Genomic DNA, 12,362 nt, shown 5'->3' on the forward strand with positions numbered 1-12,362 from the left:
AAACCCGCCCCCACCAAACAATCAATTTATATCTCTCCCCTTTTCATCCGATATCCAACACCGTGGACAGTTTCAATTAAATTCGCGCAATCAACTGATTCGAGTTTGCGCCGCAGCAAGCGCACTTGAGCGGCTACTACATTGCTAAAAGAATCTGCGCTTGCTTCCCATATCTGATTCCTAATTTGGTCGGTAGTGACAATTTGGTTCGGATGTTTCATTAAATATTCTAGCAGTTGAAATTCTTTGTTAGTCAGCGAAATATTCTGATGTTTCCCGTGGAAATTGAGATGAAAAACAGTGCGACTTCCGCAATCTAAGGCTAGATTGCCGATTTGTAGCTGTTGGGGCTGAATTTGGGGCGATCGCCTTTGCAGGGCCCGCAACCTTGCTAACATTTCCGCCATCCCGAAGGGCTTGACTAAATAATCGTCAGCCCCGGCATCCAATCCCGCGACTTTATCTTCCATCCTGTCTTTTGCTGTCAGCATCAAAACTGGCAAAAAACAATTTTTCTCGCGCAACTTTTGCAGCAGTTCTATTCCCGATAATCCCGGAAGCAACCAGTCAAAAATAGCTAGAGTGTATTGCATCCAATGACTCTCTAAATATTCCCAAGCTTCATTGCCGTCTTGCGCCCAATCAACTATATATTTTTCCTGCTTTAAGGTGCGTTCGATCGCTTTTCCTAAATCTGGCTCGTCTTCAACTAGCAAAACTCTCATAATATTAATTTACAGCAATAAATTTGTATACATTGTTATATCAAATCCTCTATTCATCGGAATAGTAAATTCACTGTTAACATCATGTATGAGTGCAACCGGAATTGATATTAGCTGCCGCCAGCGCCAACCCCCAACATATAAGTTGACACACTTAAATGAAATCGTTATGAAATTTCTTGAGTTCGCATAAAAAAATAACAGTTGACATAAATTGACAATAAGCTAAAAATGTCTTATACTCGGATGCAGCTCAAATTTTGAGAATAATTATCAAGAAGTATGGCAGACTTATCCGATCGCTCCGTGATGAAAAAGCCGGGGCACTGGACTCGCCGCCAACTCCTACAGCTAGGAATAGCTGGTGCTGGGGTAGCCGGAGGCGCGATCGCACTGCAAAATTTCACCCAAAAGCGATCGGCTGCACCGAGAATACCGCCAATGGCTGCCGATCCAGTCCCAGGTAGCACGATCAACCCGATGCAAATTGCGCGGGATTTTGATTACGGCACGGTGACGCGGGAAAACGGGCGCACGGTGCGGGAATTTCGCCTGGAAGCGAACACATCGATCATCCAACTTAACAGCGCCGTTAGTTTCAACACTTGGAATGTGAACAATCGCGTACCCGGGCCGACATTGAGAGCAACTGAGGGCGATCGCATCCGGGTCATTTTTTCTAACAAAGCCGGACATTCTCATTCGCTGCACTTCCACGGCGTTCATCCGGTAGAAATGGACGGCGTTAAACCGATCCGAAACGGCTCTGCGTTTATCTATGAGTTCGACGCACTTCCCTATGGCGTGCATCTATATCACTGTCACATTGCCCCAGTGACCCGCCACATCGGTAAAGGACTTTATGGAATGTTCATTGTCGATCCGCCAAAACCTCGCCCACCAGCAGACGAAATCCTGTTAATCATGGGAGGTTACGACGTAAACGACAACCAAAAGAATGAGCTTTACGCTTTTAACGGAATACCCAATTATTATATGAAAAACCCGATCCAGATCTACAAAAATCAGCTTGTCCGGCTGTATGTAATGAACATGATTGAGTATGAATCTGCCGTGACTTTTCACCTGCACGCCAATTTTTTTGACGTATATCGCACGGGAATGACTTTAACTCCCAGCGAGAAAACAGATGTCATTACAATGGGAGTAGCTGAACGACATATTTTAGAATTTAGCTACAGCTACGGCGGAAAATATATGTTTCATCCCCATCAAGATGCGATCGCCGAAGCAGGCTGCATGGGTTTATTTGAAGTCATCGTTTAACCCAAATCGCGATCGATATGCGCCGATTATTAGTTAAGAAAATCTTAAATTATCTACCAAAATTTATCCTAAATAGGTAGAATCATTAACTCGCAAATAATTAAGAAAGTTTCTTGATAACAGGCGAGTCAAACTGCACCCAACCCAAAAATCATCAACTGCCATGTTACCATCCTTTCGCCAATTACCGACCGCCGCTGCTACAGCCATCCTCGTTGCTTTGACTGGTTGCGTTTCCACCCCCACCAACACCGGCAGCACCGCCTCACCCACCCCCACTGCTACTACCGCAGCAACAAGCGGCCACAGCATGAATCACGGCGGCAAACCCGGCATTAACATTAATACCGCCATTCTTTCGGAGTTAGATAAACTCGAAGCCAAGTTAGGAATTCCGGCACTTTCTAACAAAATTCAAGCCAGCCGCCCCTACGGAAAAACAGAAGAATTGGTCTCTAAAAATGTCATTAATCAAGCCCAATTTGACCAAATTAAAGACATGGTAACTATTGAAGATGTCGTCCTCACAGGGGAAGCCAAAGATGTAGACTACATGACTAAACTCGGCTTGATGAAAGGGCATCTTTTCGTAGCAAAAGAACTCTTGGATGCAGGCAAACCAGACCAAGCCGAACCGCACATCGGTCACCCGGTAGAAGAAATTTATGCCGATGTGGAAGACCAGCTAAACGAGCGAAAAGTTCCCGAATTCAAGACAACTTTAATTAAATTGCAGGATTTAATTAAAGCTGGTGCAAAAGATCCGGCTCAAGTAAATGCAGAATTTAATACATCAATGCAAGCTGTAGATGGAGCAATTGCCGCCCTTCCCGAAGCGCAGCGCCAAGATCCGAAATTCGTGCTGCAAGTGATTAACGGCTTGCTAGATACAGCTAATTCCGAATACGGAGCGGCAGTTGCTAACGGCAAAATTTCCGCAGTTATTGAATACCAAGATTCGCGGGGTTTCGTCATGTACGCGGAAACCCTGTACCAAAATATTGCCGCTCAAGTGGCTAAAACTAACCCGGATATCGACAAAGCAATTGTTGCTAATATGACTGAACTTAAGGCAAATTGGCCAACTGCGATCGCGCCGCCAGCCCCGGTAAAAACCACCGAACAAGTGGCCGTGCTCATTAAGGCGATCGAAAACGACAGCCAAAAAGTGCTCAAACCCGCCTCTTAAAAACGGTTTGTAGTGCGGAGTTAACTCCGCACTACAAACCTTTCAAATATTATCGAAATTAAGTAAGTCTTTTTCCTTCTTCCTTAAGTCGCCGGATAACTAAAGCCTTCTTCCCTCTTCCCTCTTCCTTCTTCCTTCTTCCCTCTTCCTTCTTCCTTCTTCCCTCTTCCTTCTTCCTTATTCCTTCTAATTAAAAAAAATGAATTTCAGCGAAGCATTACCCACATTTGTAATTACTCTCCGCGAAGGAGTAGAAGCCGCCTTAGTTGTTGGAATCGTTCTAGCTTGCCTCAAAAAATCGGGACAAAGTTATTTAAGTCCTTGGGTTTATGGCGGTGTCGCCGTCGGACTTATTGCCAGCGCTTTGATAGGTGTACTGTTTGGCTGGACAATTCAAATTTTGTCCGCATCCAATCAACCCTTTGCACCAATTATGGAATCTCTGCTAGAGGCAAGTTTTGGAGTTTTAGCAATAGCAATGCTGAGCTGGATGCTGCTCTGGATGACCAAGCAAGCGCGATTTATGAAAGCCGAAGTCGAAGGCGCAGTAAGTGCTGCCTTAACGGACAAATCTCATGCAGGTTGGGGCGTATTTAGTTTAATTTTGATTGCCGTTTTGCGCGAAGGATTTGAAACCGTTTTGTTCGTCGTCGCTAAATTTCAACAAGGCATTCTTCCAGCCCTCGGCGCTTTGGGAGGAATACTTTCAGCCGCCGGAATTGGCGTGCTGCTGTTTAAATGGGGAGTAAAAATTAATATCCGCCTGTTTTTTAAGTATATGGGCATTTTATTGCTCTTTATTGTAGCGGGTTTAGTGGTATCAACTCTGGGACTTTTTGACACCGCAGTCAATACTTTATCGCAAGCCAATCGCGAGTCAGCAGGGATGTGTTTCTATTACGAAAGATTTGTCAAAGAGCACTCTTGCATTCTCGGGCCGATGGTGTGGAATACCTCGAAAGTGCTTCCCCAAGAAAAGTTTCCTGGCTTGTTGCTGAGCGCGATGTTTGGCTACACGGACAAACTTTATTTGGTGCAGGGCTTTGCTTATTTCGTCTTTTTAATCACTGTGGGCGGGATTTATCTCCAAAGTTTGAGCGGTAGAGTGTTTTTTCCAATCAAATCAAAAAACAGCACTAACGAAATAGGAAATTAAGTCCAAACAACAGGGTGCATCTATCTAGAAACTTAAAATTAGTGAGATTTAAACCCAATTCAAATTAACTAAGGATTGTTTATGGTTGACTTAGCAATTGCTACGGCTTCAGCAAACTCTGGATTTTTTAAGTCGGAATGGCTGCAAGTTATCATCGTAATTTCCTATTATGCAATTCCCACAATGCTGGTTTACTCGCTTTACAAAGGGCGAGATATCCCGTTTCAGTGGATGTTTTTGGTATTCGGAGCATTCTTCGTCGCCTGCGGCACAACTCACGTAATCCAAACATGGTATCTGTGGTTTCCTGAATCTTTAGTCTCACAATTCATGAAAGCGATTACGGCTTTCGTCGCTGGGAGTTCAGTTTTGTTGCTGTTGACATTGATGCCTTTTGCACTGGCACTTCCCAGCCCAGCAAGGCTAGAAGCCGCAAATTTAGCATTAGAAAATGAAATTGCAGAACGCCGGAAAGCCGAGACAGCACTGGCTGAACTAGCCGAAGTATTGGAACAGCGAGTGCAATCAAGAACTGGCAAACTTTGCCAAGCAAATAATTATTTAATTAAAGAAGTTCAAGAGCGAAAAAAAGCTAAAAAAGCTCTGCAACAATCTGAAGCAGAATTGAGAATAAAAGCCCGAGAATTAGAGCGAGCTTTGCAAAAACTTCAGGAAAGTCAAGCTCAATTAGTACATACCGAAAAATTATCCGCTTTGGGTGAATTGACAGCAGGAATTGCCCACGAAATTAACAACCCCATCAACTTTATTGATGCGAACATCGCCTACGCACGCAATTATGTTGAAGATTTGTTGCGTTTGGTCAACCTCTACGGCCAACATTATCCGAATCCGGTAGAAGAAATTCAGGAGGAAATTCAGACATTAGAATTAGATTTTCTCCGCGAAGATTTGCCCAAACTAATTACTTCAATGAAGGTAGGAACTGACAGAATTTGCGCGATTGTTTCGTCGATGCGTAATTTTTCGCGTTTAGATAAAGATGGCATGAGTGTGGCTTCGATTCACGAAGGAATCGACAGCACTCTGTTAATTCTCCAGCACCGACTGAAATCGAACGGCAAACTTCCGGGTATCGAATTGATTAAAAATTACGGGAATTTGCCGCTGGTAGAATGTTATGCAGGGCAATTAAATCAGGTGTTTATGAATATTATCAGCAATGCCATTGATGTTTTGCGAGACAGTTCTAATGCGGGTGTTTTGAATGGTCACAGAAGCTGTCCTACAATTGAGATTAGCACGGAAGTCGCGGAGGGCGATCGGGCGATCGTCCGCATTTCCGACAACGGCGCTGGAATGACGGAAGAAGTCAAGGCTAAAATATTTAATCACTTTTTTACTACGAAACCCGCCGGTAAAGGAACGGGTTTAGGGTTATCAATTAGCTGCGAGATTGTTCGAGAAAAGCACTGCGGCAGCTTGGAGTGTTTTTCGAGAGTTGAAGAAGGTACTGAGTTTGTAATTTCGCTACCAATCAGGCAGCAGAAGTCTGAAACTAGCAGGTTATTGACAATGCAGGAAGCAGTTTGAATTTGATATTTTTAACGGCCGGTAGCCCAACGGGCAGCACTGTTGGTATTAGCAAACAGGTCAAATTCGCTATGAAACAGGGTTGAAACCCCTGTCTAATAACAAAAGTCCTTGGAGGTCTTTCTGGCTTAAGTTGACACTAGCGGGGCGGGAGGTTCGTGCTACAATAAACGGGGATTTTGACTTTTGTAAAATTAGAGTAAAGCACAAAATCTTTGAATAAGGTGAGGAATATTAGCATTTTGCATGGCTCCTCCTGCAATAGATGAAATTTTAGCTACTTAAAATTGAATTATTCAATTATAACTTAGCAGGATTTACGCATTTATACCAAAGAAACCGGGTTTTTTCACGAAAATCCTTCGTTGCAGCCAAAAAATTAGGCAAAAAACCCGGTTTCTGGCCACCCGTGCTTCCCGGACTGTCAAACTACTGAGTGAATGTAAAACGACCGTCTACTTTTTCTCCGTTAATATCCGCATTCATCTTCACAGGATATTGACCCGGTTCTTTGCCGGGAAACACAACAGCGTAATGTTTGCCCTCTGGATCGTATTTGAGAGCTAGGGTTTGCTGCTTTCCATTCGGCAACTGCACTTGAGCCGTCACTTTCGCGTCAGGAACTGGTTCCTTTTTATCGCCTTTTTGCAGATACAAATCTAAGTGAGTTCCCGTAGCTTCTTTTTCAGGTACAAACTCTAAATGGTAAGGACCAGAATTGACAACTTGACCCCCGTTAGCTCCTTTCGCAGCAGAAGTCGCGGCGGGAGCGGAAGACGCAGGTTGAGAGGCTACAGGCGGTGGTGGTGGAGTAGTATTTGTATCGCTTGTTTGGTCGCCTTTACCGCAAGCTCCTAAAAAGAGCAATCCGACACTGCCTAGAATAATTAAACTTGACTTGAGCATTTTCATGTGATTTACTCTTGGCCAACAATGATTGATAAATTATGGCACTTTGAGACAGCTTGTCAATAAAAATTATTAAAACTTATTCATAAATTAACCAACATAACTGTTGAAACAATGCTGGGCGAATTACAGTAATTAAAAAACAAACATATCGCCCTCGGATATGAGCAGAGACGACTATTAATCGAGAGATATTTTCACTGTTGATGGTATTTTGGTCTGTGGCTGCGAAAACTTGCACGCTTGATACTTGCTATCTTAAGTGCGATCGCACTCCTCACCGCGACAGCACCTCATCCATGTTAAATCGCCACTTAACCTAGGTTGACGCCCAAAAATGAAATCAAGATGAAATTTCTTAACTTTTAGACAGATAATCTTGCCAAGTTCTTGACATTTGCCCTGTAGAGTGAAATGGCCAACTCACATTGAAGGGATTTAACGGTGAAAACTTCAACTAAAATCACTCTTGTTGACAACTTAAGCAACGGCGAGATTAATGAAGACTCGTTAGCTGCGGATAATGCCAGCACAGACAAGATGCTGGGCGGGCAGACAAAAGATGTGGTTCCACCATTCATTAATAATTTAGATGGCAGAATGTGGAACGATCCACTCGATCGCACAATAGGTAACGATTTGCTATCCGGTGAAGAAGAGAACGAGAAATCACTCAAAAAATTGCTAACTAAAATAAATCTTGCTAAGTTTTTGACTTTTGCGACCTACAGTGAAACTACAAACCTAAATTAAAAAAAATTAACACCATGAAAACTTCAACAAAAATCGCTCTAGCAGCAGCTTTGGTAGGTACTTTAGCAGTCAGTGGATTAGTCCGAACTGTGTACGCTTCGCCAGCAAAATCTGAAGTTGCCGCCATGCCTCCCAATAGCAGCAATCCCAAAGCTGAAGCCAGTGATGGCGACGGCGAAACTAATGACGATGCCAAAGAAAAAGAAGAATCAAGTCGCCTGCAATCTCTAGCTAAAATTACACCACAACAAGCAAAAGCGGCAGCGGAAGCAGCGAAAGGTGGCACAGCAAGTCGCGTCAAATTAGAAAACGAAGATGGCAATGTTGTGTACTCGGTTGCGATCGGTCAACAGGAAATAAATGTAGATGCGGGTAACGGTAAAATCCTCCAAACACAAAGCCTAAAAGCTGAGGGTAAGGAAAGCGTTTCTCCCCGCAGCAGCGTTCAAATTTCCGAGGCGGCTGGCGGCGATGGCGATGGAGAAACGAATGATGATGCCAAGAAATAAAGCTCTAACGAATTAGCTTTTTTGGAATTACCAATAGATTAAGGGCGGAACCAATATTCCCGCCTTTAATTGAGTAAATTTATAGCCTACACTACTGGTTTACTTTCAGTGACTTGTTGTTAAAAAGCAAGTTTTATGAAACTATATAATTTCACTTTTTTTATAAAAATTAACAAGGAGAAATATCATGAATAAGAGGCTAAACAGGGTTCCAGAGGTTACAGGTTCCTTCTGGATTATTAAGGTTCTGGCTACCACAGTAGGTGAAACTATGGCTGATTATCTATCAGTAAACCTGAGCCTTGGTTTAAGCGTTACATCCTATGTGATGAGCGCTGTGTTAGTGATGGCGCTTTTGAATCAGTTTAGGCTGAAACGGTATGTGCCAGCTAGTTACTGGATTGTGGTCGTTTTAATGAGCATCACTGGCACAGTAATTACGGATAGATTGGTAGACGAGCTGGGAGTTAGCTTGACCACAACTATTATAGTTTTTAGTGCAATATTATCTGCCGTTTTTGGACTGTGGTATGCGGCTGAAAAAACATTAGCTATGCACTCCATCAACACAGCCAAGAGAGAGCTATTTTATTGGGCTGCTATCTTATTTACTTTTGCTTTAGGTACGGCAACAGGAGACTTTATAGCAGAGGCTTTGAAACTGGGTTATGCACAATCAGCATTAGTATTTGCGGTTTTAATTGCGATAGTAGCTGCTGGTTATTATTACTTCAGAATGAATGCAGTCTTGGCATTTTGGGTTGCCTACATCTTGACTCGTCCACTGGGAGCATCTACGGGCGATTTATGGTCACAACCTACTACAAATGGTGGTTTGGGTTTTGGTACGATCGGAACCAGTATGCTTTTTCTTTGTATAATCGTGAGTCTGGTTATTTACTTAAGCCTTAAGCAAAAGAAACTAGCCCCAATGCCGATCGACCAACAAAACTGATTAGCGATCGATCTTTCCAATTTCTTGACATTTATCATCTAGAGTGAAACGGCTAAAGTACGATAACCCGATCGCAATTATGAGCAAACTTCCACAAATCACTGCCTTTTTCTGGATAATGAAGATATGTGCAACCACTCTGGGGGAAACGGCAGGAGACCTTTTATCCATGACGTTAAACGTGGGCTATGCGGTTAGTTCGCTGATATTAATTGGAATTTTTTTAGCTACTCTTGTCTCTCAATTGATATCGAAAAGCTATAACCCATTGCTTTATTGGACTGTCATCCTTTCAACCAGCACAGCGGGTACAACGATCTCCGATTACATGGATCGTACTTTAGGGCTGGGCTACGCTACAGGATCTGCGATTTTAATTACTATTCTCTTGGCTATTTTGGCGTTCTGGCGATTCAGTGTTGGGTCTCTATCTGTTAATAACGTCAAAACACCTAAAATTGAGCTGCTTTATTGGACTGCCATTCTATTTTCAAATACTTTGGGTACTGCCTTGGGTGATTTCCTAGCCGATACTTCTGGACTTGGATTTGCAGGAGGAGCGCTCCTAATTTCTAGTTTGCTTGCCCTGGTATGGGGAGCATATTATTATACTCAAATTTCGCCAGTCTTGTTGTTTTGGATTGCGTTCGTACTCACCCGACCGTTTGGTGCCACACTTGGGGATGTTATGACCAAATCACAAGAAAAAGGCGGTCTAAATTTTGGTACGGTAGGCTCATCTATAGTCCTGCTGTCAATACTTTTAGTCTGTATCGCCTTCACAACTTTCAATCAGAGAAAACTCATGGGGACTGTGGCTGCTAACGATGAATAAAATTGGTTTGTAGTGAGGACTTTAGTCCTTATATTTTTAGGAAAACTTCAGTTTTTACTACAAACATCTGGTTAGCGAGGAACTAACCAAACATTATATCATAGGGTAGCTTGATTTTTACTACAATCACTAGCTACCCTTTGATATTCGCTCGAATTAAGCAATGCAATACTAGACTTGTCTGGTTTGTAACCTCAGCATTGCGATGCAAAGCATCAGCCAAAGATAGCCGATTCCGTAGCCACCAATGATATCCGTTGGCCAGTGTACTCCTATATACATCCGACTCAGGCCAATAAGGGCGATCGTCAAAACAGCTAAAGTATATATTAATTTGGAAAACTTCGGAAAGTGAGCGGAAAGCAGGTAAGCTAGAAACCCATACATTACAAAACTTCCTAAAGCATGACCGCTCGGAAAACTAAAGGATGTTTCTGCAATTAAGCTCGGAAAAAGATGTGGACGAGGTTTAGTAAAAAACAACTTCAATCCAGTATTTAGAATCAAGGCTCCCAAACAAGCAAGAGCAAAAAATTTAGCTTCCTCGCGGTGATGCTGCCACCATAGAATTCCCAGCGTGACTGCCACAATCACTATAACTACACGGGGATCAGCAAGCTGAGTAATTGTTAGCATCACAGCATCTAGACTCGGATTTGCATATCCGTGCAGCCAGTACAGCCAAGAAGTATCAAAAGCAAAAGCTTCTCGTTCTAAGATTTCTTCAAATAGCCACGCTAAAATAAAACTGATTAGCAGACAACTGGTAAGTCCAACTACACCAATTGTCACAATTAAAGTATTTAAGCGTGGGTTGATATGCTGCAACCAAAATTCATAGATTTTTCGTAACATAATCAATCCAACTCAACAAATTTCAAATCATGTACAATTTATATCACAATCTTTAAATAGTTTTTAATATTTATAAAACATCAATAAAGCGATGTATTTTCACCTCTTTTAAAAGAGTGATCTGGCAATTTTACAGTGAAACAACTGCCAACTCCGAGCTTACTGGTGACGGTAATTGAGCCGCCGTGATTTTGGGCAATGGTTTGGGCGATTGCTAATCCCAAGCCAGAACCTCCATTCCAATAGGAACGAGATTCATCTGCTCGCCAAAACCGCTCAAAAATCAGCTTAATATGCTCCGGTGCAATTCCCACACCCGTATCTCGCACGCTGACAATGCAATAGGAACCGAGAGGGTTGGCTGTGATTTCAACTGTTCCTCCTGATGGCGTGTAGTGAAGTGCATTTTGAATCAAATTGGTGAATAGTCGGGTTAGTTGACTGGAATCACCTACTAAATCAATATTTTCTGTAAGCTGAGGTTTTAAATTAATTTGTTTTAGTTCGGCGCGAGACTGATAAAGCTGAACTAAGTTCTCCAAAACAACAGTTAAATTGACAGGAGCTTTATTGATGCTGACCACTTTATCGGTTCGTGCTAACAGCAGCAAATCTTCGGTTAGCTGCGTCATTTGATTCGCAGCACTAGCAATAGTCTGAAACTTTTCGGCATCTGATTCTCTCATGCCATCTGGGTATTTTAGTGCTACGGCTAGATTACTTTTGATCGCCATCAAGGGGCTGCGAAATTCGTGAGAAGCATCAGCAGTAAACTGCTTTAAACTTTGAAAATTCTCCTCAATTGGCTGCATGGCTAGACGAGTCAATATCACTCCGCCAACACCGCTGAAAATCAAGGCTATAAGAATTCCACTCCCTAGCCCTAAATTTAATTTATTTAAAGTTTCGTCAATTTCTTCGAGGGATTGACTTACTCTGATATAGCCGATTAGTTTACCATTTTCCCTCTCAATTATTGGCAAGGTAATTCCTTGAATTCGATTTTTTGCCGTTGGTAATTGTACTGTATCGCTTAATGACAATGGTATAGCAAGCACAAACTTCCCTTGCTGAAATATCGTATTGCCGTTAGTGTCAAATAATTGCAAGCCTTGATTGTTATCAATCAGAGTTTGCACGTTAAAATCAGTATCAAATTTTATGCGTCCGTTTTCCCATTCTGTGTTACCAGATGCTCCTTCTCCTAAAACTGTCAGTTTGTCTGTTAGCTGTTGGGTGAGACTGCGAGCGAAGATTACTCTAACGCCAATGGCAAAAATACTTAAGATTGATGCCAGTACAAGCAGGTAAGAGAAGAGCAAACGAGAGCGTATTTTTTCAAACATAATTAGAAGAAATAATCAGCTAGAAAAGTTGTATATATACGTGTAAAGTCTCAAGGACTTTGATATAATTATTAGTCAATACGCTTGGGTTAATACTATTTATTCCCCGGAGATCCCCCTAAATCCCCCTTAATAAGCAGGGTGGATTAATTGTCAACGCAATAATGTATCATAGAAGAGGCAATCAGATATTACCATCGGGTAAAACTATGACTATAGCACAAAGAATTAATGAATTTATTAGAAGCGATTAAATTAGTTCCAGACCATCGAAAAAACCGAGGAATTA

At 42.3% G+C, this 12,362-nt stretch carries 12 protein-coding genes; 8 read left to right on the forward strand and 4 right to left on the reverse strand.

What is annotated here, in order from left to right:
• Positions 1 to 26 precede the first annotated feature (26 nt).
• Positions 27 to 725: a two-component system response regulator RppA gene (gene rppA, locus QT998_RS18560; RefSeq protein ID WP_333091566.1), complete on the reverse strand. Its 699-nt coding sequence runs from the start codon at positions 723 to 725 to the stop codon at positions 27 to 29.
• 282 nt (positions 726 to 1,007) lie between these two features.
• Here rppA and QT998_RS18565 point away from each other — a divergent pair, with 282 nt between their 5' ends.
• The 4 genes from QT998_RS18565 to QT998_RS18580 all read left to right on the forward strand — a co-directional run bounded on the left by QT998_RS18565 (position 1,008) and on the right by QT998_RS18580 (position 5,911).
• On the forward strand, positions 1,008 to 2,012 hold the full coding sequence (locus tag QT998_RS18565) for a multicopper oxidase domain-containing protein (RefSeq protein ID WP_333091565.1): 1,005 nt from the start codon (positions 1,008 to 1,010) through the stop codon (positions 2,010 to 2,012).
• Positions 2,013 to 2,175: 163 nt separating this feature from the next.
• Positions 2,176 to 3,201: a helix-hairpin-helix domain-containing protein gene (locus QT998_RS18570; protein ID WP_333091564.1), complete on the forward strand. Its 1,026-nt coding sequence runs from the start codon at positions 2,176 to 2,178 to the stop codon at positions 3,199 to 3,201.
• A 199-nt stretch (positions 3,202 to 3,400) separates the two neighbouring features.
• The gene (locus QT998_RS18575) at positions 3,401 to 4,357 is read left to right on the forward strand and encodes an FTR1 family iron permease (protein ID WP_333091561.1); all 957 of its coding nucleotides are present in this window, start codon (positions 3,401 to 3,403) and stop codon (positions 4,355 to 4,357) included.
• A gap of 81 nt (positions 4,358 to 4,438) precedes the next feature.
• Positions 4,439 to 5,911 carry a sensor histidine kinase gene (locus QT998_RS18580; protein WP_333091559.1) on the forward strand — a complete coding sequence of 491 codons (1,473 nt, stop codon included), beginning with the start codon at positions 4,439 to 4,441 and terminating at the stop codon, positions 5,909 to 5,911.
• A 429-nt stretch (positions 5,912 to 6,340) separates the two neighbouring features.
• On the opposite strand, the gene QT998_RS18585 is transcribed toward QT998_RS18580, so the two are convergent.
• Entirely contained in the window at positions 6,341 to 6,823 is a 483-nt protein-coding gene (locus QT998_RS18585; protein ID WP_333091556.1) for a hypothetical protein, read from the reverse strand.
• 441 nt (positions 6,824 to 7,264) lie between these two features.
• Between QT998_RS18585 and QT998_RS18590 the strand changes: the two genes are divergently transcribed.
• The 4 genes from QT998_RS18590 (at position 7,265) to QT998_RS18605 (ending at position 9,872) form a co-directional block, all read left to right on the forward strand.
• The gene (locus tag QT998_RS18590) at positions 7,265 to 7,573 is read left to right on the forward strand and encodes a hypothetical protein (protein WP_333091555.1); all 309 of its coding nucleotides are present in this window, start codon (positions 7,265 to 7,267) and stop codon (positions 7,571 to 7,573) included.
• Positions 7,574 to 7,587: 14 nt separating this feature from the next.
• Complete coding sequence (locus QT998_RS18595; RefSeq protein WP_333091554.1) at positions 7,588 to 8,082, forward strand: PepSY domain-containing protein; 495 nt, start codon at positions 7,588 to 7,590, stop codon at positions 8,080 to 8,082.
• 187 nt (positions 8,083 to 8,269) lie between these two features.
• Positions 8,270 to 9,037 carry a COG4705 family protein gene (locus tag QT998_RS18600; protein WP_333091553.1) on the forward strand — a complete coding sequence of 256 codons (768 nt, stop codon included), beginning with the start codon at positions 8,270 to 8,272 and terminating at the stop codon, positions 9,035 to 9,037.
• Positions 9,038 to 9,116: 79 nt separating this feature from the next.
• Entirely contained in the window at positions 9,117 to 9,872 is a 756-nt protein-coding gene (locus tag QT998_RS18605) for a COG4705 family protein (protein WP_333091551.1), read from the forward strand.
• 171 nt (positions 9,873 to 10,043) lie between these two features.
• Here QT998_RS18605 and QT998_RS18610 read toward each other — a convergent pair whose 3' ends face one another.
• Together QT998_RS18610 and QT998_RS18615 are read right to left on the reverse strand one after the other, a co-directional pair.
• Complete coding sequence (locus QT998_RS18610) at positions 10,044 to 10,727, reverse strand: phosphatase PAP2 family protein (protein WP_333091549.1); 684 nt, start codon at positions 10,725 to 10,727, stop codon at positions 10,044 to 10,046.
• An 80-nt stretch (positions 10,728 to 10,807) separates the two neighbouring features.
• Positions 10,808 to 12,073 (reverse strand): sensor histidine kinase, encoded by a 1,266-nt coding sequence (locus QT998_RS18615; protein WP_333116849.1) that lies wholly within the window; start codon positions 12,071 to 12,073, stop codon positions 10,808 to 10,810.
• Between the last annotated feature and the right edge of the window lie 289 nt (positions 12,074 to 12,362).

The sequence above is a fragment of the Microcoleus sp. S1D4 genome (genome assembly GCF_036700765.1).
Lineage (GTDB): Bacteria > Cyanobacteriota > Cyanobacteriia > Cyanobacteriales > Microcoleaceae > Microcoleus.